This is a genomic window from Rhodoferax sp. (assembly GCF_034520025.1).
GTDB lineage: Bacteria > Pseudomonadota > Gammaproteobacteria > Burkholderiales > Burkholderiaceae_C > Allorhodoferax.
Genome location: NZ_JAXHNZ010000001.1, coordinates 847,984 through 869,356, shown reverse-complemented (window position 1 = coordinate 869,356; position 21,373 = coordinate 847,984). Strand labels below are relative to the sequence as shown.

Genomic DNA, 21,373 nt, shown 5'->3' with positions numbered 1-21,373 from the left:
ACTCATTAAACCTTGGTTTCTTCAGAAGTTGCAGAAACTTCTTCGGAACGTTCAACTAATTCGACCAAAGCCATAGGCGCGTTGTCACCCACGCGGAAACCCATCTTCAAGATGCGCGTGTAACCACCAGGACGAGCCTTGAAACGGGGGCCAAGCACGTCAAACAGCTTGGTCACGCTATCGCGGTCGCGCAAACGGTCAAATGCCAAACGGCGATTTGCAACGGTTGCTTCTTTAGCCAAAGTGATCATAGGCTCCACCACGCGGCGTAGCTCTTTGGCCTTAGGCACTGTAGTTTTGATGGCCTCGTGCTGAATAAGCGAGTTCATCATGTTGCGCAACATCGCCAAACGATGTGAGCTAGTGCGATTCAATTTACGTAAACCGTGTCCGTGACGCATTTTAATTTCCTTCAGTTATTTAACAGACAGCCGTATCAGGTACTGTCCGATGCACGGAACCCTTCGCAGGGTTCAATTTATTAACGCTTCTCGAGGGATGCTGGAGGCCAGCTTTCCAACTTCATTCCCAGAGTCAAACCACGGGAAGCCAAAACTTCCTTGATCTCATTCAGGGACTTACGACCCAAGTTTGGCGTTTTGAGCAACTCGTTTTCGGTTCGCTGAATCAGGTCCCCGATGTAGTAAATGTTCTCGGCCTTCAAGCAGTTCGCAGAGCGGACAGTGAGTTCCAATTCATCCACTGGGCGCAACAAGATTGGATCGAACTGCGTGTTGCCGCGAGGAACTGGAGCAGTAAACGCATCCAATTCGCTGCCTTCGAGCTGGGCAAACACTGCCAATTGCTCGACCAAGATTTTAGCGGAAGCGCGAACGGCGTCTTCAGCGGTCACTGCGCCGTTGGTCTCAATCTCGACCACGAGTTTGTCCAAGTCAGTGCGTTGCTCTACGCGAGCGCTCTCGACTGTGTAGCTTACGCGACGAACCGGAGAAAAAGACGCATCCAACACAATACGGCCAATGGACTTGCTTGGCTCGTCAGCATAGCGACGCATGCTTCCCGGAACGTATCCGCGGCCTTTTTCAACCTTGATCTGCATGTCGAGCTTGCCACCATGTGACAGGTTCGCAATGACGTGTTCAGGGTTGATAATTTCTACATCATGTGGAGTCTGGATGTCAGCGGCAGTGACTACACCTTCGCTGTCCTTACGCAAACTCAATGTGACTTCTTCGCGGTTGTGCAACTTAAAGACAACGCCTTTGAGGTTCAACAAAATGTTAACAACATCTTCTTGAACACCATCAATCGAAGAGTACTCATGCAACACGCCTGCGATTGTCACCTCTGTCGCAGCAAAGCCTGGCATAGACGACAACAGAACACGACGCAGCGCATTTCCGAGTGTGTGTCCGTAACCGCGCTCGAAAGGCTCCAAGGCCACCTTCGCGCGATTCAATCCAAGCTGTTCAACGCTGATCGACTTTGGCTTCAACAAATTGTTTTGCATGCAAACTTCCTCTCAATACCCCCGACTCGTTACATCGGTAAGGCTGGTGAAGTACCTTTGCCACGGTGCCCCGTAGCAAAGGAACGATTACAAAAACCCGAAAATATTAGCGGGAATACAATTCAACGATCAGCGATTCGTTGATGTCAGCCCCGAACTGGTCACGGTCAGGAACAGTTTTAAATGTGCCTTCAGTCTTCTCAACGTTCACTTCCACCCATGCTGGCAAGCCAACTTGCTGGGCCAACTGGAGAGCTTCAACGATACGGTTTTGCTTTTTGGACTTATCGCGAACAGCGATAACGTCACCAGCCTTTACCATGTAAGAAGGAATATTCACAGGCGCGCCGTTCACGGTCATCGCTTTGTGAGACACCAGCTGACGCGCTTCTGCACGTGTAGAACCGAAGCCCATACGGTAAACCACGTTATCCAAACGGGACTCCAGCAAAACCATCAGGTTCGCGCCTGTGTTTCCGCGACGACGGTCGGCTTCAGCAAAATAACGGCGGAACTGACGCTCCAAAACACCGTACATACGTTTGACTTTTTGCTTTTCGCGCAATTGCAAACCGTAATCAGAGGTACGTGCACCAGAAGTGCGGCCGTGCTGACCTGGTTTGGAGTCGAATTTAGCCTTGTCTGCGATAGAGCGACGAGCGCTCTTCAGAAACAAGTCCGTGCCTTCACGGCGAGATAGTTTGGCCTTGGGGCCGAGGTAACGTGCCACTTGAACTTCCTTTTATGTCATCTGACGCGTAGAAACACGCAAGCCACCAACAAAAGTTGGTGGCGGTGGGCTTGGTTGAGATTAGATACGGCGGCGCTTTTGAGGGCGGCAACCGTTGTGCGGCACAGGGGTAACGTCTGCAATCATATTGATGCGGATACCCAATGCTGCCAAGGCACGAACCGAAGACTCACGACCTGGGCCTGGGCCCTTGATCTCGACGTCGAGGTTCTTAATGCCTTGTTCCAGAGCTGCACGACCAGCCACTTCTGACGCTACTTGAGCAGCGAACGGAGTGGATTTACGCGAACCCTTGAAACCCTGACCACCGGACGAGGCCCAGGACAAAGCGTTGCCTTGACGGTCCGTAATGGTGATGATGGTGTTGTTGAACGAAGCGTGCACGTGTGCAATGCCGTCAGCAACGTTCTTGCGAACCTTTTTGCGAACACGTTGTGCTGCGTTATTAGCGGGAGCCTTTGCCATAGTGGTCTCTCAATCCCTATTATTTCTTCAAAGACGCAGCAGCCTTACGTGGGCCTTTGCGTGTACGTGCGTTGGTACGTGTGCGCTGACCGCGCATCGGCAAACCGCGGCGGTGACGGAATCCACGATAGCAACCGATGTCCATCAAACGCTTGATGTTCATCGTTGTTTCGCGGCGCAGATCCCCCTCGATTGTAAACTGAGCGATTTGGTCGCGGATCTTCTCAAGATCGGAGTCAGTCAAATCTTTGACCTTCTTCGAATAAGCGATGCCACAAGCTTCGCAGATCTTGCGTGCGCGGGTGCGTCCAATACCAAAGATGGCAGTCAAGCCAATTTCAGAATGTTGGTGCGGCGGAATGTTGATGCCAGCAATACGTGCCATTTTCGTCCTCTAAAACTCTTGCAATTAACCCTGACGCTGCTTGTGACGTGGATCTGTACAGATCACACGCACAACGCCTTTGCGTCGGATGATTTTGCAGTTGCGGCAAATTTTCTTGACCGAAGCCGAAACTTTCATTTTCTTCTCCTAAAACTCTTCGCCAAGTTCCGACTTTGAATCGCGCGGAACAAGCGCTATAACTTGATACTAAAACATCTACCGTTCCAGCCAGGCTGGTCAGGCTTCATTTCAACTATGAACTACCTGACTCAAGACGCCTTGAAGTTCGCCTTTTTCAGCAGTGACTCGTATTGCTGGGACATCATGTAGTTCTGAACTTGAGCCATGAAATCCATAGTGACCACAACAATAATCATTAACGAGGTTCCACCGAAATAAAACGGGACGTTGTACTTCAGGATCAAGAACTCCGGCAACAAACACACAAAGGTAATGTAGATCGCACCAGCCAGCGTCAACCGTACCAAAATCTTGTCGATGTACTTTGCAGTCTGATCACCAGGACGGATCCCGGGGATAAACGCTCCGCTCTTCTTCAAGTTATCTGCTGTCTCACGGCTGTTAAAAACAAGCGCTGTGTAGAAGAAGCAGAAGAATACGATGGCAGCCGCATACAACATTACATAGACAGGCTGACCAGGGCTCAATGTCGCCGCGATATCTTTGAGCCACCGCATTGATTCACCAGAGCTAAACCAGTTTGCAATCGTGGCGGGCAGCAAAATGATCGAAGAAGCAAAAATCGGAGGAATAACGCCCGCCATATTCAGCTTCAAAGGCAAATGGGACGACTGACCACCGTAAACCTTGTTGCCGACTTGGCGGCGAGCATAGTTCACAAGAATCTTCCGTTGCCCACGCTCTACGAACACCACAAAGTAGGTAACTAACGCAACAACCACAACGATAAGCATTGCAACGATCGGGCCCATGGAGCCTGTGCGGACAAGCTCAAGAAGACCACCCACGGCGCTTGGCAAACCTGCAGCGATCCCACCGAAGATCAGAATCGAAATTCCGTTCCCCAGCCCACGCTCAGTGATTTGCTCACCCAACCACATCAAGAACATGGTTCCTGCTGTTAAGGTCACTACCGTAGTCATGCGAAAGCCAAAGCCAGGCGAAATGACCAATCCTGCAGACGCTTCCAACGCCACCGCAATGCCCAAGGACTGGAATAACGCCAACCCTAAAGTGCCGTAGCGGGTGTACTGGGTAATCTTACGACGACCACCTTCGCCCTCTTTCTTCAACTGCTCAAACGCAGGCAACACGTAAGTGAGCAACTGCATGATGATCGAAGCAGAGATGTAGGGCATGATGCCCAGAGCGAAAATTGTGAAGCGCGACAAAGCTCCGCCGGAAAACATATTGAATAGACTCAATATGCCGCCTTGCTGACCCTTGAATAACTGCTGCAATTGGGCCGGATCAATACCGGGGACAGGAATGTGTGCCCCCAAGCGGTAGACCACGAGCGCCAACAACAAGAAAACAAGCCGGCGACGGAGGTCACCGAACTTGCCTGCCTTGGCTGTTTGTGCTGCGTTTGTAGCCACTAGTTACTTTCGCGTGCTAATTAAGCGACTGCGCCGCCGGCAGCTTCAATTGCAGCCTTGGCTGCAGCTGTAGCACCGATTCCGCTTAGCTTAACGGCTTTAGTAATTGCACCGGTATTGATGACTTTCACCACCTTGGCCAATTCACCAACAGCGCCAGCTTGCTTTAGAGCCACCAAGTTGACTTCTTCCAAGCCAAGGGCTTCCAAAGCGGTCAAAGTGATCTCTGCATTGAACTTCAAGAGATGAGACTTGAAGCCACGCTTGGGCAAACGGCGATGCATAGGCATCTGACCGCCTTCGAAACCGACTTTGTGGTATCCGCCGGAACGTGACTTCTGACCTTTGTGACCGCGACCAGCAGTCTTACCAAGACCAGAACCGATGCCGCGACCGACGCGACGCTTAGCGTGCTTGGCACCTTCAGCGGGCTTGATGTTATTCAGTTCCATCATCAACCTCTTAAAGCACCTTGACCAGGTAGCTGATCTTGTTAATCATTCCGCGCACTGCTGGCGTGTCTTGCAACTCGCTAACACTGTTGAGCTTGCGCAGACCCAGTCCGCGCACAGTGGCGCGATGGGACTCTTTGGTACCAATTGGGCTACGCACCAATTGGATCTTCACAGTTTGTTGTGTAGTCATTTGAAGTCCTCGATTAAGCGAAGATCTCTTCAACCGTCTTGCCGCGCTTGGCTGCTACTTCAGCTGGTGTCGTCGACACAGACAAAGCATCCAAGGTTGCACGAACCATGTTGTAAGGGTTGGAAGAGCCGTGGCTCTTGGCTACGATGTCAGTGATGCCCACGACTTCGAAAACGGCACGCATTGGACCGCCGGCGATGATGCCCGTACCCTTTGGTGCTGGAGCCATCATCACGCTTGCTGCGCCATGGTGACCCATCACTTTGTGATGGATAGAGCCATTCTTCAACGTTACCTTGATCATGTTACGGCGAGCTTCTTCCATGGCTTTCTGCACTGCTGCAGGCACTTCCTTGGACTTGCCCTTACCCATACCAATACGACCATCACCATCACCGACCACAGTCAGAGCAGCGAAACCGAGAATACGGCCGCCTTTCACGACTTTGGTCACGCGGTTGATCGCGATCATCTTTTCGCGCAGACCGTCCTCAGGACCCTCGGCCTTACCTTGCATTTTTGCTTGAACTTTAGCCATCTTAATTTCCGATCTGCTTAGAACTGCAAGCCAGCTTCACGCGCGGCATCAGCCAACGCCTTGACGCGACCGTGGTAGGCGAAACCGGAACGGTCAAACGCCACCTTTTCAACGCCAGCTGCCTTCGCTTTTTCAGCGACGCGCTTACCGATGATTTGTGCTGCTGCGACGTTTCCGCCTTTGCCAGTTGCACCGAGGGACTTGCGAACTTCTGCTTCAGCAGTTGATGCGCAGGCAATCACTTTGCCGCCGTCGCCGGAGATAACGCTGGCATAGATGTGCAGGTTTGTACGTGTCACGGTCAAACGTGCTACGCCTTGCGTTGCAATACGGATGCGGGTCTGACGTGCCCGACGAAGACGCTGCTCTTTTTTGGTCAACATGATGCAGCTCCTTATTTCTTCTTCGTTTCTTTGATCGTGATCTTCTCATCCGCGTAACGGATACCCTTGCCCTTGTAGGGCTCAGGTGGGCGAATAGCACGGATCTCAGCGGCGATCTGACCCACACGTTGGCGGTCAGCACCTTTGATCAAGATTTCAGTAGGTGTCGGTGTGGCAACAGAAATGCCGGAAGGCATTTCAAGATTTACCGGGTGCGAGTAACCGACAGCCAAGTTCAACTTGGTGCCTGTTGCTTGCGCCTTGTAACCCACACCAATCAGGCTCAGCTTACGCTCGAAGCCTTTGGTAACGCCAACGACCATGTTGTTGACCAACTGGCGGAAGGTGCCAGTCATTGCGTCAGCTTCACGAGAGTCGCTTGCGGGTTTAAAGCTGAGCTTGCCAGCTTCATTTTGGATATTCACCAGGCTGTTTTGAGCCAATTGCAGGGTGCCGCCAGTACCTTTCACGCTGATTTGACCAGCTTGAATGGACACTTCAACACCTGCAGGAACGGTGACGGGGAGTTTGCCTACGCGGGACATTGTTTATTACTCCTGTAGCGTTAAGCGACGTAGCACAGCACTTCGCCACCGACACCGGAAGCGCGCGCTTTGCGATCTGTCATAACACCCTTGGGTGTAGTCACGATAGCAACACCCAAGCCATTTTGGACTTGAGGAATTGCTTCGCTGCCGCGGTAAACGCGCAGGCCAGGACGGCTCACACGCTCAATACGTTCGATCACAGGGCGACCGGCGTAATATTTCAAGGCGATTTGCAACTCGGCTTTGCCACCTTCGGTGGAAACCTTGAAGCCATCAATGTAGCCTTCTTCTTTCAACACTTGTGCAATTGCGATCTTCACTTTGGAAGAAGGCACGGACACCGTTGTCTTCGCAACCATTTGTGCATTGCGAATGCGTGTCAACAGGTCGGCGATTGGATCACTCATACTCATGTTCAGTTCTCCTATCGCTTACCAGCTGGCCTTGACAATGCCGGGGATCTCGCCAGCAAATGCCATTTCACGGATCTTCGCGCGAGCCAGACCGAAGTGCTGGAACGTCCCACGGGGACGACCCGTGATGGAGCAGCGGTTGCGCTGGCGAGTGGGGTTTGCATTACGGGGCAACTTTTGCAGACCCAGACGGGCTGCAGCACGCTCTTCGTCAGAACGTTTTGCGTCACCAGCGATAGCCTTCAGTTCCGCATGTTTCTTAGCGTACTTAGCAGCCAACTTGTCGCGCTTGAGCTCGCGCTCGATTAAAGCCATTTTAGCCACAGGTCACCTCAGTTCTTGAACGGGAAGCGGAAGCCAGCGAGCAGTGCCTTGCACTCTTCGTCTGTCTTAGCCGTCGTGGTGATGCTGATATTGAGGCCGCGCAAGGCATCAACCTTGTCATATTCAATCTCAGGGAAAATGATCTGCTCTTTGACGCCGATGTTGTAGTTACCACGGCCATCGAAAGCACGACCAGAAATACCACGGAAGTCACGAACTCGGGGCAGCGCCACGGTCACGAAACGATCCAGGAATTCGTACATCTGAACGCCACGCAGAGTCACCATGCAACCAATCGCTTGGCCTTCGCGGATCTTGAAACCAGCGATAGCTTTCTTGGACTTGGTCACCACGGGCTTCTGGCCTGCGATCTTGGTCAGGTCGGACACAGCGTGATCCATGACCTTCTTGTCGGCAACGGCTTCGCTCACACCCATGTTCAGGGTGATTTTAGTCAAACGTGGCACTTGCATAGGCGAGGTGTAGCCAAACTTGGCTGTCAACTCAGGCGCCACTTTTTCGCGGTAGTGTTGTTGTAGACGTGCCATGTTTATGCCACCTTGATTTCTTCGCCGCTGGACTTGTAAACGCGAACGCGTTTGCCGTCAGCCAGCACCTTGATACCAACACGGTCAGCCTTACCGGTTGCCGCATTGAAGATGGCAACGTTGGACTGGTGAATAGGCATTGTTTTTTCAACGATGCCGCCGGTTGTGCCCTTCATGGGGTTTGGCTTGGTGTGCTTTTTCACCAAGTTGATGCCCTCAACGACTACGTGAGAGTCGTCAGCGCGCAAGGAGATCACTCCGCGCTTACCCTTATCGCGACCTGCGATAACGATGACTTCGTCGCCTTTGCGAATCTTGTTCATGGCGCGTCCTTACAAAACTTCAGGAGCCAAGGACACGATCTTCATGAACTTTTCAGTGCGCAGTTCGCGGGTCACTGGTCCGAAGATGCGGGTGCCGATAGGCTCCAACTTGGCGTTGAGCAACACAGCTGCGTTGCCGTCGAATTTCACCAAAGAACCGTCGCCACGGCGGATGCCCTTGGCAGTACGAACCACTACAGCACTATAGACTTCGCCTTTTTTGACGCGTCCACGTGGAGCAGCTTCTTTGATGGAAACTTTGATGATGTCGCCGACGCTTGCATAGCGACGCTTCGACCCGCCCAGCACCTTGATGCAGAGAACGGATTTCGCGCCGGTGTTGTCGGCAACTTCCAGTCGAGATTCAGTTTGGATCATTTCATTATTCCCAACTTGCACCTGGAGCTGCTTTGCCACACTGGCAACTACAAAACCAAGTCAGTCTTGGGCCCGCTATCCGTCGCACAAACCACTTGCACGATTTCTATTTGGGCAGAACCTTCAGCTTTTTCAAGCGAAGCCCACTATTGTGCCAGCCCTAAAGCCGGCCGTCAACTACTTTTAAACCGGAATTTCAATGTATTGGAGTGCCAAGGCTACAAATTCTTGGCACTCCGACGAGATTCCGGTCTCCCCCTCGAGGATTTCAGCAACCCTCAATGCAACCGATGCCGCCAATCGGGCATCCAAAAACAACATGCGGCAACGGCGCGCCAGTACGTCTTCCACCTTAATTGCGTATTCGTAGCGGGCCGCGTATCGCACCATGGCCTCTGTCAATCCTGGTGCTATTTCCTTGTGCGCACCCTCAAGCGCCAGTACTGCTGCGTAGTCCCATCCATAAGAGTGGGCGCCTTGCGGTTCCGCCATAGCGCTTTGGGCGACCTCGCCTCCCTGCGCCCCCTGCAAACGCAGGTTTTCGGTCACCCCCGCGGGGCGCGAGTCAATCAGGTGGTGGTCTGCACATTTTGCCAAGACGTCCTCGGCCATGGCGCGGTACGTCGTCCATTTACCGCCCGTGACCGTTACCAAGCCACTGCGACTCACCAGGACCGTATGCTCACGACTGATCGTCTTGGTGTTCTCACCATCATCGGCTTGCGATTTCACCAATGGACGAAGCCCAACCCAGATGCTCCGGATATCCGAGTGGGCAGGTGCTTTGGTCAAATACCGTGCCGACTCTCTTAATATGAAGTCCAATTCCTCTTTGAAGGGCTTTGGCTCTCGATCGAGGTCTGCTCGCGGCGTATCCGTGGTGCCAAGAATCACCTTCCCAAGCCACGGCACAGCGAACAGTACCCGGCCGTCTTGTGTCTTCGGCACCATCAGAGCAGTGTCACCCCCCAAAAACTCGCGATCCACAACGATATGCACGCCTTGACTTGGTGCGACTAAAGGTTTGGTAGGGCTCCGGCCATCGTTGGGATTCGCAGCGCCATCTTTTTCCCGGAGGCCATCGACCCAAACGCCGGTAGCGTTCACCACACATCTGGCAGAGATAGAGAACTGCCGACCACTCAAGGTGTCTTCACATTCGAGGCCGGCGATCTTTCCGTCCACATAAGTCAAAGACTTGGCAGCGCAATAATTAATCAAAAGCGCCCCCTTTGACGCTGCAGTCCGCGCAATTGACAGTGCGAGACGGGCGTCATCAAACTGGCCATCCCAATACTTCACGCCTCCTTTGAGGCCGGCAGGCGCTACCCGGGGTACCAGGCGCTGAGTCTCCGCCGCGCTTAAAAACTCCGTTTTACCCAAACCCGCCTTGCCTGCGAGGAAATCGTAGGCAGTAAGCCCCGCTCCGTAAAAGGGGGTTTCCCACCACTTGTAAGAGGGCATCACAAAAGCCAAAGGCTGCGCAAGGTGCGGCGCGTTCCGCAATAGCGTCGTACGCTCGTGCAACGCTTCGCGCACCAGCGATATATTCCCCTGCGCCAAATAGCGCACCCCGCCATGCAAAAGCTTGGTCGCTCGTGAAGAGGTCCCTTTTGCAAAGTCGTGCGATTCGATCAGCACCACACGAAAACCCCTGGCTGCTGCATCCAAGGCAACACCGAGCCCGGTTGCGCCCCCGCCAACTACGGCGATGTCGTACGAGTGAGGCTCTGCGAGACGGTTCAGCAAGTCTGCTCGAGTCGTCGTATTGCTTGAAGGGGTGGCGCTCATAAGGTTTACTCAATATCCAGATTCTCAGGCATTTCTGTTGCGCCCATGCCTACGGGCAAAGGGCGACTGAAGTCGCAAGGCCTGCGCTCCTGCCGCCCTTTTCTTCATGAAGACTTAACGCACTTTTCCATTTTTCCAGGCGTTCAGCAGCGTGTCGTAAGCGATGGTTTCACCCTTCTGCTTTTCGTTTGCCAACTTCTTCCAAGGGGCGCCCTTATCGCTCAGCCACTTGTCGGGGCTGCTCTTGGCGTTCAACTTGGGTGGGCACAAGGCCATACCGGAGCGCTCCCGACGATGCATCACGCCACCTGTCTCATTTGCGATGCTTGGTGGTCCAGTGGCATCCAGAGGTCCAAGCCCTCCGCCAACTCGCGGACGCGCTGATCCTTGTTTTTCTCGCCGCGCACCTTGAGCGAGGGGTAGTTGATGAATTGCTGGTAGACCATGGCCACGTTGCGCTCCCGCACAGGCATGCCGGTGACATCCACACCGTCGACACGCACGGCACCGGCTGTGGGCACATCCAAGCCGGCCATGATGCGCATCAAGCTGGTTTTGCCCGCTTGCGTAGCGCCCAACAGAACCGTCACCGCACCACTGCGTGGAGCGAGCGTCATGTCATACAGCCAGGTTTGCGGACCGACTTTCTTGCTGATGCTTTCGAGATTCAATTGCATCACGCCACCTTTTTTTGTTGCATTGCGAATCCGTAGATTTTCGAATTTGCAAATTATTGTTCGTTTTGATTCGTTTTTTCTTGGTGATTACCCTGAAATAATTCCTTTTGATTCGTTTTATAGTCTGGGCGCCTACAAGCTTTGGGGGTACAAATACGCATGAATCCAAATCCCCGACAACTCACACTGCTCTCCGTCGTCCAGGCCAAAGGCACGGTGACGGTCGATGAATTGGCAGACACGCTGGGCGTCACGCTGCAAACTGTGCGCCGCGACGTACAGCGCCTGGCAGACGAGGGCTTGCTGGCCCGCTTTCATGGCGGCGTCCGGGTGCCGAGCTCCACCACAGAAAACCTGGCCCACCAACAGCGCGAAAGCCTCAACGCCGATGGCAAGCAGCGCATTGCCCGCCAAGTGGCGCAAGCCGTACCCAACGACTGCTCCTTGATCCTGAACATCGGCACCACCACCGAGGCGGTAGCCCGCGCCCTGCTGCACCACACCGGCTTACGGGTCATCACCAACAACCTGAATGTGGCCAGCATCCTGAGCACCAATCCGCGCTGCGAAGTCATCGTGGTCGGTGGCGTGGTGCGCGGCCGGGACCAGGGCATCGTGGGCGAGGCCGCGGTGGATTTCATCCGCCAATTCAAGGTGGATTTGGCGCTGATTGGCATTTCCGGTATTGAGTCTGACGGCACCCTGCGGGACTACGACTACCGCGAGGTCAAGGTGGCGCAAACCATCATCTCCCACGCCCGCGAGGTCTGGCTTGCTGCCGACATCAGCAAATTCAACCGCCCCGCCATGGTCGAAGTCGCCACGCTGTCGCAAATTGACCGACTATTCACCGACGCACAGCCACCGGCGCCGTTTCCTGCGTTACTCGAAGAAGCACAAGTACGACTCGACGTGGCTCAGGCCTGAGCCCACCGCCACAGCGACGCGCTTTGCCGCACCCCCACCTTTTCTGACCCTACGCCTATGACCTACATCCTCGCGCTTGACCAAGGCACCTCTAGCTCCCGCAGCATCGTCTTTGACGAGGCGGGCCAAACCGTGGCCATGGCCCAGTTGGAGCTGCAACAAATCTACCCCCAGCCCGGCTGGGTCGAACACGATGCCCAAGAGATTTGGCGCATCCAGCTCGCCACCGCACGTGAAGCACTGGCCAAAGCCGGCATCACCGCCGCGCAGGTCAAGGCCATCGGTATTACCAACCAGCGCGAGACGACGGTGGTGTGGAATCGCAAAAAAGGTGTCCCCATCCACCATGCCATCGTCTGGCAGGACCGGCGAGCAGAACCCACCTGTGCCGACTTGCGCGAGCGCGGGCTGGCCGACACCATCCAAACCAAAACCGGCCTCCTGGTGGATGCGTATTTTTCAGGCACCAAGCTCAAGTGGATTCTGGACAACGTGCCCGGCGCACGCGCCCAAGCTGCCCACGGAGAGCTCGCCTTCGGCACCATCGACAGCTGGCTGATCTGGCAGCTGACCGAGGGCCGTGTACACGTGACGGACGTGAGCAATGCCTCCCGCACCATGCTCTTCAATGTGCACACCAATCTGTGGGACGACGACTTGCTGGCAGCGCTCGACATTCCGGCCAGCTTGATGCCCGCGGTGCAACCCTCGGCCTCCCTGTTTGGCGAGGTCGTGCCCTGCCTCTTCGGCCATGCGATTCCGATCGGTGGCGTGGCGGGTGACCAGCAAAGCGCTCTGTTCGGCCAAGCCTGCTTCAAAGCGGGCATGGTCAAGAACACGTACGGCACCGGCTGCTTCATGCTCATGCACACCGGCAGCACCTTCCAGACCTCGCGCAATGGACTCATTACCACCAGCGCAGCCCAAGCCAACACCCAGCCCCAATACGCGTTAGAGGGCAGCGTGTTCGTGGGAGGTGCCGTAGTGCAGTGGCTGCGCGACGGGCTCCACGCCATTCAGGGCAGCGGCGAAGTGCAAAGCCTGGCGCAAAGCGTGCCCGATTCAGGCGGCGTGATCGTGGTGCCCGCCTTTACCGGGCTGGGAGCACCCTACTGGAAGCCTGATGCACGGGGCTCGATTACAGGCCTTACCAGGGGCTCCACCCTCGCCCACATTGCGCGAGCTGCTCTCGAAAGCATAGCATTCCAAAGCGCGGCACTCTTGCAGGCCATGAGTCGAGATGCCGTCAGTGCGGGCGCTGCTGCCGTGTCAGAGCTGCGGGTGGACGGGGGCGCGTGTGTCAATGACTTGCTGATGCAATTCCAGGCAGACCTTTTGGGCATTCCGGTCGTGCGCCCGGCGGTGACCGAAACCACCGCCCTGGGGGCCGCCTACCTGGCCGGCCTGACTACAGGCGTGTACAGCAATACGGACGAGCTGACCGAGCTGTGGAAGGCCGAGCGCCGCTTCCTCCCCACCCTGCCACCCGCACGCGCCAAGGAGCTGATGGAGCGCTGGGAGCACGCAGTGCGCCAGACCACCCTCTAAACTCGGGCGCTCTGACTTTTCAACGCACAGGACTCAGCATGGGCAAGCGCATTGCATTCATCGGCGGCGGCAATATGGCCAGCGCCATCATCGGCGGGCTGCTCCGCCAAGGGTTTTCGGCCGCAGACATCGATGTGGTCGAACCCTGGGCAGAAGCTCGCACACGTCTCGAGACCGACTTCGGCCTGCAGCCGCAGCCCGAAGCCGGCGCATTTTTGGCCAGCGCAGACCTGATCGTCTGGGCGGTCAAACCCCAGACCTTCAAAGAGGCCGCCGCGGCGGTGAGTAACCACAACCGCACAGCCCTCCATTTGAGTGTGGCCGCAGGCATCACCACAGACAGCATTGCCGCTTGGCTGGGTAGCGAGCGCATCATCCGCACCATGCCCAATACACCGGCATTGATCGGCAAGGGGATCACGGCTCTCTTTGGCCGCCCGGGTGTCACCCAGGCAGACAAAGACTGGGCCAACGAGGTGATCGCCACCACCGGCGCCACGGTCTGGCTCACGGCAGAAACGCAGCTCGATGCAGTCACTGCCCTCAGCGGCTCCGGGCCGGCCTATATGTTTTATTTCATGGAAGCCATGACCGATGCGGGCGTGCGCATGGGGCTCGACCGCGACCAGGCGTACCAACTGGCCGTGGCTACCTTTATCGGCGCGGGCGAACTGGCACGCGCCTCCTCTGAAGCACCCGAGAGCCTGCGCGCAAAAGTGACCTCCAAAGGCGGCACCACCTATGCGGCCATCACCAGCATGGATGAAAGCGGCATGAAAGACCTGTTTGCCAAGGCCCTGTTTGCCGCGCACCACCGTGCCGGCGAACTCGGTGCGGAGTTCGGCAAGGCCTGAGGGCCGCCTGTCGATGTAACAGTTGGTGAAGCGGGGGCCACGCCGCTACGATGTGGCGCATGCCCTCTGACACCCAACTCCATCGCTTCGTGCCCCTGTGGGGCTTGTGTGTTGCCCTGCTCTCTCTGAGCGGCTGCGCACCCCTGCCATCGGGTGGGGTGGCCGACGGGCCGTCCCCCACGGCGCAGGCCCGTTATGAATGGCTGAACCGCATCACTTGGGGGGCCAACACCTCCACCGCCCGGGTGGTGGAACAACAGGGCAGCGCGCGCTGGCTGCAGCAGCAACTCCAACCACAAGGCGCCAGCCTGCCCCAGAGCGCACAGGCTACTGTCAGCGCCATGACCATCAGCCAGACCGGCTTGACCGATCTGGTGCACACCATGGAGAAGCAGCGCAAAGACGCCGATGCACTGCGGGACGACGTAGCCAAAAAAACTGCCCAGCAGGCCTACCAGCAAGAGCTCAACCGCCTCGCCCGCGAAGCCGCTACTCGCCATGTGCTGCGGGCGCTCTACAGCCCGGCGCAGGTACAAGAGCAAATGACATGGTTCTGGCTGAACCACTTCAATGTGCACCTCAGCAAGCACAACCTGCGGGCGATGCTGGGCGACTATGAAGACAGTGCCCTGCGGCCGCACGCCCTTGGGCGATTCCGCGATCTGCTCGGCACAGTGAGCTACCACCCGGCGATGCTGCGGTATCTGGACAACGACCAGAATGCCGCTGGCCGCATCAACGAAAACTTTGCCCGCGAGCTGATGGAGCTGCACACCCTGGGGGTGGATGGCGGCTACACCCAGAAAGACGTGCAAGAACTGGCCCGCGTGCTCACCGGGCTGGGCGTCAACATGAACAGCGGCAACCCCAACCTGCGCAAAGAGTTAAACCGCTTGTATGTGCGCAAGGGTATTTTTGAATTCAATCCCTAACGACACGACACAGGGCCCAAGGCCCTGCTGGGCCAAGCCATCACCGGCGAGGGTCTGGCCGAAATAGAGCAGGCGCTGGACCTGCTGGCACGCCACCCGGCGACGGCCCGGTTTGTGAGCCGCAAACTGGCAACCTTCTGGCTGTCTGACACGCCGCCCCAAGCGCTTGTGGACAGCATGGCAGCCACTTGGAGAGCGACCGATGGCCAGATAGCCCGCGTACTGGAAACGCTGTTCACCGCACCGGAATTTACCAACGCCCGCCCCGCTAAATTCAAGGATCCGATGCGCTATGTGCTGTCCTCGGTACGGCTGGCGTATGACGACAAAGCGGTGCTCAACGTTGGCCCGGTACTCAACTGGATCAACCGCATGGGGCAACCGCTCTACGGCCGCCAAACGCCTGACGGCTACCCCCTGGTCGCCAGCGCGTGGGACAGCGCCGGCCAGCTCACCACCCGGTTTGAAATTGCCAAGGCGATTGGCTCCGGTAGCGCGGGCCTCTTTAAAACCGACGGCCCGCAAGCGACCGAAAGAGCCGCATTCCCCCAGCTGGCCAACGCACTGTATTACCAGGCCATCCAAAGCGGCCTGAGCAACGCCACCCGCGCAGCACTCGACCAGGCCAACTCGCCGCAAGAGTGGAATACCTTCTTACTAGCGGCCCCGGAATCCATGCGCCGATAAGGCTACAGCCACAGGAATCCACACCATGCAACGACGTCACTTTCTGCACACCGCACTGCACACTGGTGCGGCAGCGGCCCTGGGCCTACCCGGCGTACAACTCCACGCGGCCACAGGTCCGGCCACGGGGGCACCCCGGTTTTTGATGGTGTTTTTGCGCGGCGGCATGGATGCCGCCAGCTTGCTTCCCCCAGTGAGCAGCAGCTTCTATTACGAGGCACGACCGGACATCGCCATTGCCAAACCCGACGCCGACTTGACCAGCGCCCTGCCCCTCACCGCCGACTGGGGGCTACACCCCGCCCTGCGGGACACCCTCTACCCGCTCTACCAACAAGGTGAACTCGCCTTTGTGCCTTACAGCGGCACCGACAACCTGTCGCGCAGCCACTTCGAAACGCAAGACAGCATCGAGCTAGGCCAGCAAAACCATAGCAGCACCGCCTATGGCTCGGGCTTTCTGAACCGGCTGGCCACCCAGCTCCAAGGGCGCGCCCCTGCCACCAGCGCCGCCCCCATGGCGTTTACCGACCAACTGCCAATTGCACTGCAAGGCGAGCTGCGTGTTCCCAACACCAGCTTACGCAACCTGACCAAACCGTCGGTGGACACGCGCCAGAGCCGCATCATTGCCGCCATGTATCAAGGCACTGCCCTGGAGGGCACGGTGCAAAGCGGCTTTGCGGTGCGCGACCAAGTGATGCGCGAAATGTCGGCCGAGATGGATGCCGCCAGCCGCGGCGCCATCACTGCCAAAGGCTTTGAGCTGGACGCCCGCCGCATCGCCCGCCTGATGCGCGAGCAATACGCGCTGGGCTTTGTGGATGTAGGTGGCTGGGACACCCACGTCGCCCAAGGCGGCGCCACCGGCTATCTGGCCAGCCGCTTGGACGAGCTGGGCCAGGGCTTGGCCGCTTTTTCACAGGAGATGGGCAGCGCATGGCGTAACACCGTGGTGGTGGTCATGAGCGAGTTCGGCCGCACCTTCCGCCAGAACGGCAACCGCGGCACCGATCACGGCCACGGCAGCGTGATGTGGGTGCTGGGTGGCGCGGTGCGTGGTAAGCAGGTAGTGGGCGAGCAGGTGCAGATGACGGCGGCCACCCTGTTCCAGAACCGCGACTACCCGGTGCTGAACGAGTACCGCAGCGTATTGGGCGGCATATTTAAACGCCAGTGGGGCCTGAGCGACAGCCAGCTGAAAACAGTGTTCCCCGGGTTCAAGGGCGCGCGCGACTGGGGTCTGATCTAAAAGGCAGCTCGTCGCAAAAGACTCACGCGCCTGTCACACAGGGTTCACGGTGAGGGCGCAATCTGTGCAGGCGGCATGTTGCCGTGTTTCATGAATAAGCGAGCCCTGAATGACCCAAGACACTTCCCCCGTGGCCGACACCTTGGCAGACGATCTGGTGGACGAAGACTTTGAGACCATCGGCGACTACCACCGCATGGCTGCCCACCACTTCCAGGCCGCCGCCAAACACCACTTGGCCGCCGCTGCAGCCGATGACGAAGGCGACGACGAAGCCAACGCCCGCCACGCTTTTCTGGCTTACCGCCACCAGCTCAATGGCGTGCAGTGCGCCGAGATCGCCATGATGGAAAGCGACAGCCTGGACGATCCGTTTGACGTGCCTTCGGAAGACGACGCCCAGTAATCCGCCCGTCTCGTCCATGAAAAAGCCGGCTCTACTCAGGTAGACCGGCTTTTGCTCATTTAGGCCTCTAGCGCTTTTGAAATATGCGCAAGCAGCTATTAATTCAGTAGCAAATCAATCTCTTTTAAGCCTTGTTCCAATACCCTAGCGCGCTGTAGCTCTCCTTGATGAAGTCGACCCACAAGCGCACCCGCAGGGGCATGTGTTTGCGCTGGGGGAAGACGGCGTAAATGCCGTTGGGCGGAGCGGCATAGTCTTCCAGCACTGCGACCAATCGACCTGCGGCGATTTCGTTCTCCACCTCCCAGGTGCTGCGCCATGCGATGCCGTAGCCACCCAGGCACCAGTCGTGCAGCACCTGCCCGTCGCTGCAGTCCAGCGGGCCGGCGGGTTTGAGGTAGATCACCTCGCCCGCGTCTGAGCGCTCACCTTTGGCCCCGGGCAGCTTGAACGCCCAGCCCCGGGTTTGGGATGCGTCGCTGGACAACGTGAGGCAATGAAAGCGGCTCAAGTCGGCGGGTGTTTTGGGCGTGCCGTAGCGCTTGAGGTAGGCCGGCGTGGCCACGCACAGGCGCCGGTTGTCAGCCATGCGCACGCTCACCAGGGACGAATCAGGCATGTCGCCCACACGCACCGCACAGTCAAAGCCCTCGCCCGCAATGTCCACCACGCGGTCGCTGAGGTTGAGCGATATCGTCACGTCGGGGTGCAGCTCACGGAACTTGGGCACCAGCGGCGCCACATGGCGTCGGCCAAAGCCCGCCGGCGCCGTAATGCGCAAATGGCCCGCTGCCTTGACGCCCCCGGCGCTCACGCTGGCCTCGGCATTGGTCACGTCGGCAATGATGCGCTGGCAGTCTTCCAAAAACGCACTGCCCTCGTGCGTGAAAGTGATACGACGGGTGGTACGGATCAGCAGCTTCACGCCCAGGCGCTCTTCCAGCGCATCAAGTCGACGACCCATGATGGCAGGAGCCACGCCCTCGGCATTAGCAGCGGCAGTCAAGCTGCCGCGGGTGGCGACGGAGACGAAGGATTCGAGTTGCTTGAGTTTGTCCATGGCTAACCCCGGGAGGTCTGAACGGCAGTGCGGTCTGCGTGGGTCAAGGAGGAGCCCGCGAAGCGGGCGGGGGACACGGAGCAGACCGCACTGCCGTTTAGGCCTCCAGCGCACGTCAGATATGCGCAAGCAGCTATATTTTTCATAGCACCACGCCTTGCGTATGCAGTGCAGCCACATCGTCTGCGGTGTAGCCCAGACTTTGCAGCAGCGCGTCGGTGTGCTCGCCTAGCTTGGGCGGGTCCAGGCGCAAGCCCAGGCGCTCACCACCTAGCGTTAAGGGCAACAAAGGCACTTTCGTCTGACGGCCGTCGGGCAGCTCCATGGGGGCCAGCCCGCCCGTGGCTTGCAAGTGCGGGTCGTCAAACAAATGCTGCGGGTCGGTGATGGGTGCAAAGGGCAGGCCCACCTGCTCAAAACGCTGCGAGAGTTCAGCCCGGCTGAACTGCGCCAAACGGGTGCGCAACTCAGGGATGAGCCAGCCGCGGGCCAGTACGCGGTCGTTGTTGGTGGCAACACGCGGGTCAGCAAACAGGTCGGCGTAGCCAAAGGCTTCGCAAAAGGTTTTCCACTGCCCATCGCCCACCACGGCCAAAAAAATCTGCTCGTTGTTCTTGACGCTGAACACGTCGTAAATGCCCCATGGCGAGATGCGCTCGGGCATGGGAGCTGCGGCCTTGCCGGTCACGGCGAACTGCATCATGTGCTGGGCCACCAAGAAGATGTTGTTCTCAAACAGCGCGCTTTGCACCTCTTGGCCCTTGCCGGTTTGCTGGCGTTGCATGAGTGCCGCCATGGCGCCCACGGCACCGAAGATGCCGCCCATGATGTCGTTCACACTGGAGCCTGCGCGCAGCGGGTCGCCCGGGCGGCCGGTCATGTAGGCCAGGCCGCCCATCATTTGCACCACCTCGTCCAGCGCGGTGCGATGGTCGTAGGGGCCGGGGAGAAAGCCTTTGTGGCTCACGTAGATCAGGCGCGGGTCCAGCTTGCTCAAAGACGCGTAGTCCAAGCCGAGCTTCTGCATGGTCTCGGTTTTGAAGTTCTCGCTGACGATGTCGGCCGTGGCGATCAGCTTGAGCACGATCTCGCGGCCCTGCGGACTTTTGAGGTCCACCGCAATGCTCTTCTTGTTGCGGTTGAACAGCGGGTAAAAGCCGGCGCCACTGCCCAGCAATTTGCGGGTGCTGTCGCCCGCCAGTGGCTCGACCTTGATGACATCTGCACCCAGATCGCCCAGCGTCATGCCGCAAGTGGGCCCCATGACCATGTGGGTGAATTCAACGACGCGGATGCCTGCGAGCGGCAAAGAAGATGTGGTGGGAGTGGCTTGGGTCATGGAATACGGTCGATAGCACTTGTCTGGAGAGAGCACCAACAAGCAGGCCTGCGCGGTCCCTCAACGGAACCGAACAGGCCATAAACTTTACGTCAATTATCAACAGCAGCGCCGGCCCACTGCAGGCCGACTATCCAGCGCTGCGGGCTTACGCTGCCCGTTTACGGCGAGCAACCGTCCCCATGAGACCTAAGCCGGCCAAAAGCAGGGCATAAGTTTCCGGCTCCGGCACCGGGGCCGCCAACACAATCAGCTGCGATTTGGCGCCAGCCGCTGCGCCACTGAGTTGGTCTTGCTCAGCCAATAAGTAAATGGTGCCGCGCTCATCAATCGTCACACCTTCGATGGCGTTGCGCGGTGCGATATGGCTAAGATCTAAGCGACTGACCACGGTCCCGCTGCGGGTGATCTCGATAAGCTCACGGGAGTCTCCATTTCCGGTACCTGTGCTCAGCACCAACAAATTGTCGCTACCCAGAATGGACAGCGCCTGCACGTCAGACAACTGGGTCAGTCCAAACAAGCTGTTGGTACCACTGAATGTGGCTGTCGCGACCGCATCGGGGCCCGCTGCAGTTGAGAAAGGCAAACTGTTGAAAATGCTCAGCGTGGCAGGGTTGTCTTGTTTGGCAGTAATGAAATTTCCGTTGCGGGCGTCATAGCTCAAACCCTCGATACCCACATTCCCTATCGTGGGGCCTACGGACGCAAAAGGCATCGCGCCCAAATTCACAGAGCCACCAGCGGTGTAGCTGAATTTGTAGATGTTCTGCAGGCGCTCCTCGGCGACTGCCAGCACGCCTCCGCCCAAGTAGGTCAAGCCTTCCGAGTCGTTGCCGGGATTGCGGCCATTCACGCCCGTGCTGTAAGCCCCCCAACCGGTAAAAGCCATAGCGCCCAGTGCCGCGCCGGTGCGTGAAATTTCGATCACCCCTTGGCCTTCGTCGCCGATGTAAAACAGGCTACCGCGGTCTTGCGCGTATGTGATGGCGGACCCTTCCAAGCCTGAAACAGGGCCCACACTCAGATCCAGCCCGTAGGTGTTTTGCACCGTGTAGTGATTGAGGCTGAATGCCTGAGCCTGCGCGGACAACGATGCCAACGTCAAAACCAAGGCGGAGATGGCGGTTTTTACATACATGCGGAAG

The 21,373-nt window shown here is 57.5% G+C and carries 25 protein-coding genes and 5 pseudogenes; 6 read left to right on the top strand and 24 right to left on the bottom strand.

Annotation, left to right across the window (positions count from 1 at the left end; all coding sequences use genetic code 11):
* Positions 1-5: 5 nt before the first annotated feature.
* The 20 genes and pseudogenes from rplQ to U5L73_RS04045 form a co-directional block, all read right to left on the bottom strand.
* Positions 6-401: a 50S ribosomal protein L17 gene (gene rplQ, locus U5L73_RS04140; protein ID WP_322561158.1), complete on the bottom strand. Its 396-nt coding sequence runs from the start codon at positions 399-401 to the stop codon at positions 6-8.
* 80 nt (positions 402-481) lie between these two features.
* Positions 482-1,471: a DNA-directed RNA polymerase subunit alpha gene (locus tag U5L73_RS04135; protein WP_313882538.1), complete on the bottom strand. Its 990-nt coding sequence runs from the start codon at positions 1,469-1,471 to the stop codon at positions 482-484.
* A gap of 106 nt (positions 1,472-1,577) precedes the next feature.
* Complete coding sequence (gene rpsD / locus U5L73_RS04130) at positions 1,578-2,201, bottom strand: 30S ribosomal protein S4 (protein ID WP_322561157.1); 624 nt, start codon at positions 2,199-2,201, stop codon at positions 1,578-1,580.
* 81 nt (positions 2,202-2,282) lie between these two features.
* Positions 2,283-2,687 (bottom strand): 30S ribosomal protein S11, encoded by a 405-nt coding sequence (rpsK, locus tag U5L73_RS04125; RefSeq protein WP_029706489.1) that lies wholly within the window; start codon positions 2,685-2,687, stop codon positions 2,283-2,285.
* 19 nt (positions 2,688-2,706) lie between these two features.
* Positions 2,707-3,072 (bottom strand): 30S ribosomal protein S13, encoded by a 366-nt coding sequence (gene rpsM, locus U5L73_RS04120; protein WP_087496073.1) that lies wholly within the window; start codon positions 3,070-3,072, stop codon positions 2,707-2,709.
* 24 nt (positions 3,073-3,096) lie between these two features.
* Complete coding sequence (rpmJ, locus tag U5L73_RS04115; protein WP_012348927.1) at positions 3,097-3,210, bottom strand: 50S ribosomal protein L36; 114 nt, start codon at positions 3,208-3,210, stop codon at positions 3,097-3,099.
* Positions 3,211-3,341: 131 nt separating this feature from the next.
* Complete coding sequence (gene secY / locus U5L73_RS04110; protein WP_313874950.1) at positions 3,342-4,652, bottom strand: preprotein translocase subunit SecY; 1,311 nt, start codon at positions 4,650-4,652, stop codon at positions 3,342-3,344.
* A 20-nt stretch (positions 4,653-4,672) separates the two neighbouring features.
* Positions 4,673-5,104 carry a 50S ribosomal protein L15 gene (gene rplO / locus U5L73_RS04105; protein WP_313874949.1) on the bottom strand — a complete coding sequence of 144 codons (432 nt, stop codon included), beginning with the start codon at positions 5,102-5,104 and terminating at the stop codon, positions 4,673-4,675.
* Positions 5,105-5,114: 10 nt separating this feature from the next.
* Entirely contained in the window at positions 5,115-5,297 is a 183-nt protein-coding gene (gene rpmD, locus U5L73_RS04100) for a 50S ribosomal protein L30 (RefSeq protein WP_087496071.1), read from the bottom strand.
* 13 nt (positions 5,298-5,310) lie between these two features.
* Positions 5,311-5,835: a 30S ribosomal protein S5 gene (gene rpsE / locus U5L73_RS04095; protein ID WP_313874948.1), complete on the bottom strand. Its 525-nt coding sequence runs from the start codon at positions 5,833-5,835 to the stop codon at positions 5,311-5,313.
* 17 nt (positions 5,836-5,852) lie between these two features.
* Positions 5,853-6,218 (bottom strand): 50S ribosomal protein L18, encoded by a 366-nt coding sequence (gene rplR / locus U5L73_RS04090; protein ID WP_313882537.1) that lies wholly within the window; start codon positions 6,216-6,218, stop codon positions 5,853-5,855.
* Positions 6,219-6,229: 11 nt separating this feature from the next.
* Complete coding sequence (gene rplF / locus U5L73_RS04085) at positions 6,230-6,763, bottom strand: 50S ribosomal protein L6 (RefSeq protein ID WP_322561156.1); 534 nt, start codon at positions 6,761-6,763, stop codon at positions 6,230-6,232.
* Between the two features lie 20 nt (positions 6,764-6,783).
* Positions 6,784-7,179, bottom strand: a complete 396-nt coding sequence (gene rpsH / locus U5L73_RS04080; RefSeq protein WP_313882536.1) for a 30S ribosomal protein S8 — start codon at positions 7,177-7,179, stop codon at positions 6,784-6,786.
* Positions 7,180-7,197: 18 nt separating this feature from the next.
* Positions 7,198-7,503 carry a 30S ribosomal protein S14 gene (gene rpsN, locus U5L73_RS04075; protein ID WP_322561155.1) on the bottom strand — a complete coding sequence of 102 codons (306 nt, stop codon included), beginning with the start codon at positions 7,501-7,503 and terminating at the stop codon, positions 7,198-7,200.
* An 8-nt stretch (positions 7,504-7,511) separates the two neighbouring features.
* A complete protein-coding gene (gene rplE / locus U5L73_RS04070; RefSeq protein ID WP_087496065.1) occupies positions 7,512-8,051 on the bottom strand; it encodes a 50S ribosomal protein L5 in 540 nt (179 codons plus the stop codon).
* Between the two features lie 2 nt (positions 8,052-8,053).
* Positions 8,054-8,374 carry a 50S ribosomal protein L24 gene (rplX, locus tag U5L73_RS04065; protein WP_087496064.1) on the bottom strand — a complete coding sequence of 107 codons (321 nt, stop codon included), beginning with the start codon at positions 8,372-8,374 and terminating at the stop codon, positions 8,054-8,056.
* A 9-nt stretch (positions 8,375-8,383) separates the two neighbouring features.
* Positions 8,384-8,752, bottom strand: coding sequence for a 50S ribosomal protein L14 (rplN, locus tag U5L73_RS04060; protein WP_007861702.1), 369 nt, complete (start codon positions 8,750-8,752; stop codon positions 8,384-8,386).
* Between the two features lie 183 nt (positions 8,753-8,935).
* Positions 8,936-10,543 carry a glycerol-3-phosphate dehydrogenase/oxidase gene (locus U5L73_RS04055; protein WP_322561154.1) on the bottom strand — a complete coding sequence of 536 codons (1,608 nt, stop codon included), beginning with the start codon at positions 10,541-10,543 and terminating at the stop codon, positions 8,936-8,938.
* A 114-nt stretch (positions 10,544-10,657) separates the two neighbouring features.
* Positions 10,658-10,858: pseudogene (locus U5L73_RS04050) on the bottom strand (carbohydrate ABC transporter substrate-binding protein); the annotation flags it as partial.
* Positions 10,858-11,220 (bottom strand): annotated as a pseudogene (locus U5L73_RS04045) (ATP-binding cassette domain-containing protein); the annotation flags it as partial. The pseudogenes U5L73_RS04050 and U5L73_RS04045, both read right to left, overlap by 1 nt.
* Positions 11,221-11,379: 159 nt before the next feature.
* Here U5L73_RS04045 and U5L73_RS04040 point away from each other — a divergent pair.
* From U5L73_RS04040 to U5L73_RS04015, 6 genes and pseudogenes are all read left to right on the top strand, one after another.
* Positions 11,380-12,147, top strand: coding sequence for a DeoR/GlpR family DNA-binding transcription regulator (locus tag U5L73_RS04040; protein ID WP_313874937.1), 768 nt, complete (start codon positions 11,380-11,382; stop codon positions 12,145-12,147).
* 57 nt (positions 12,148-12,204) lie between these two features.
* Positions 12,205-13,695 (top strand): glycerol kinase GlpK, encoded by a 1,491-nt coding sequence (glpK, locus tag U5L73_RS04035; RefSeq protein WP_322561153.1) that lies wholly within the window; start codon positions 12,205-12,207, stop codon positions 13,693-13,695.
* A gap of 38 nt (positions 13,696-13,733) precedes the next feature.
* Complete coding sequence (gene proC, locus U5L73_RS04030; protein WP_322561152.1) at positions 13,734-14,549, top strand: pyrroline-5-carboxylate reductase; 816 nt, start codon at positions 13,734-13,736, stop codon at positions 14,547-14,549.
* A 50-nt stretch (positions 14,550-14,599) separates the two neighbouring features.
* Positions 14,600-16,168: pseudogene (locus U5L73_RS04025) on the top strand (DUF1800 domain-containing protein).
* Between the two features lie 25 nt (positions 16,169-16,193).
* Positions 16,194-17,420: a DUF1501 domain-containing protein gene (locus U5L73_RS04020; RefSeq protein WP_322561151.1), complete on the top strand. Its 1,227-nt coding sequence runs from the start codon at positions 16,194-16,196 to the stop codon at positions 17,418-17,420.
* A gap of 109 nt (positions 17,421-17,529) precedes the next feature.
* Positions 17,530-17,826 (top strand): hypothetical protein, encoded by a 297-nt coding sequence (locus U5L73_RS04015; RefSeq protein WP_322561150.1) that lies wholly within the window; start codon positions 17,530-17,532, stop codon positions 17,824-17,826.
* Between the two features lie 124 nt (positions 17,827-17,950).
* On the opposite strand, the gene U5L73_RS04010 is transcribed toward U5L73_RS04015, so the two are convergent.
* The 4 genes and pseudogenes from U5L73_RS04010 to U5L73_RS04000 form a co-directional block, all read right to left on the bottom strand.
* Positions 17,951-18,886, bottom strand: a complete 936-nt coding sequence (locus U5L73_RS04010; protein WP_322561149.1) for a LysR family transcriptional regulator — start codon at positions 18,884-18,886, stop codon at positions 17,951-17,953.
* 142 nt (positions 18,887-19,028) lie between these two features.
* Positions 19,029-20,225 carry a CaiB/BaiF CoA-transferase family protein gene (locus U5L73_RS04005; protein WP_322561148.1) on the bottom strand — a complete coding sequence of 399 codons (1,197 nt, stop codon included), beginning with the start codon at positions 20,223-20,225 and terminating at the stop codon, positions 19,029-19,031.
* Between the two features lie 148 nt (positions 20,226-20,373).
* Positions 20,374-20,457, bottom strand: a pseudogene (locus tag U5L73_RS17275) (PEP-CTERM sorting domain-containing protein); the annotation flags it as partial.
* Positions 20,458-20,532: 75 nt separating this feature from the next.
* Positions 20,533-21,366: pseudogene (locus U5L73_RS04000) on the bottom strand (SdiA-regulated domain-containing protein); the annotation flags it as partial.
* Positions 21,367-21,373: the final 7 nt, after the last annotated feature.

Bases quoted from the DNA above. Each gene is read 5' to 3' on its own strand.
- rplQ (WP_322561158.1), bottom strand. From the start codon at position 401: ATGCGTCACGGACACGGTTTACGTAAATTGAATCGCACTAGCTCACAT.
- U5L73_RS04135 (WP_313882538.1), bottom strand. From the start codon at position 1,471: ATGCAAAACAATTTGTTGAAGCCAAAGTCGATCAGCGTTGAACAGCTT.
- rpsK (WP_029706489.1), bottom strand. From the start codon at position 2,687: ATGGCAAAGGCTCCCGCTAATAACGCAGCACAACGTGTTCGCAAAAAG.
- rpsM (WP_087496073.1), bottom strand. From the start codon at position 3,072: ATGGCACGTATTGCTGGCATCAACATTCCGCCGCACCAACATTCTGAA.
- rpmJ (WP_012348927.1), bottom strand. From the start codon at position 3,210: ATGAAAGTTTCGGCTTCGGTCAAGAAAATTTGCCGCAACTGCAAAATC.
- rplO (WP_313874949.1), bottom strand. From the start codon at position 5,104: ATGGAACTGAATAACATCAAGCCCGCTGAAGGTGCCAAGCACGCTAAG.
- rpmD (WP_087496071.1), bottom strand. From the start codon at position 5,297: ATGACTACACAACAAACTGTGAAGATCCAATTGGTGCGTAGCCCAATT.
- rpsE (WP_313874948.1), bottom strand. From the start codon at position 5,835: ATGGCTAAAGTTCAAGCAAAAATGCAAGGTAAGGCCGAGGGTCCTGAG.
- rplR (WP_313882537.1), bottom strand. From the start codon at position 6,218: ATGTTGACCAAAAAAGAGCAGCGTCTTCGTCGGGCACGTCAGACCCGC.
- rplF (WP_322561156.1), bottom strand. From the start codon at position 6,763: ATGTCCCGCGTAGGCAAACTCCCCGTCACCGTTCCTGCAGGTGTTGAA.
- rpsH (WP_313882536.1), bottom strand. From the start codon at position 7,179: ATGAGTATGAGTGATCCAATCGCCGACCTGTTGACACGCATTCGCAAT.
- rplE (WP_087496065.1), bottom strand. From the start codon at position 8,051: ATGGCACGTCTACAACAACACTACCGCGAAAAAGTGGCGCCTGAGTTG.
- rplX (WP_087496064.1), bottom strand. From the start codon at position 8,374: ATGAACAAGATTCGCAAAGGCGACGAAGTCATCGTTATCGCAGGTCGC.
- rplN (WP_007861702.1), bottom strand. From the start codon at position 8,752: ATGATCCAAACTGAATCTCGACTGGAAGTTGCCGACAACACCGGCGCG.
- U5L73_RS04055 (WP_322561154.1), bottom strand. From the start codon at position 10,543: ATGAGCGCCACCCCTTCAAGCAATACGACGACTCGAGCAGACTTGCTG.
- U5L73_RS04040 (WP_313874937.1), top strand. From the start codon at position 11,380: ATGAATCCAAATCCCCGACAACTCACACTGCTCTCCGTCGTCCAGGCC.
- glpK (WP_322561153.1), top strand. From the start codon at position 12,205: ATGACCTACATCCTCGCGCTTGACCAAGGCACCTCTAGCTCCCGCAGC.
- proC (WP_322561152.1), top strand. From the start codon at position 13,734: ATGGGCAAGCGCATTGCATTCATCGGCGGCGGCAATATGGCCAGCGCC.
- U5L73_RS04020 (WP_322561151.1), top strand. From the start codon at position 16,194: ATGCAACGACGTCACTTTCTGCACACCGCACTGCACACTGGTGCGGCA.
- U5L73_RS04015 (WP_322561150.1), top strand. From the start codon at position 17,530: ATGACCCAAGACACTTCCCCCGTGGCCGACACCTTGGCAGACGATCTG.
- U5L73_RS04010 (WP_322561149.1), bottom strand. From the start codon at position 18,886: ATGGACAAACTCAAGCAACTCGAATCCTTCGTCTCCGTCGCCACCCGC.
- U5L73_RS04005 (WP_322561148.1), bottom strand. From the start codon at position 20,225: ATGACCCAAGCCACTCCCACCACATCTTCTTTGCCGCTCGCAGGCATC.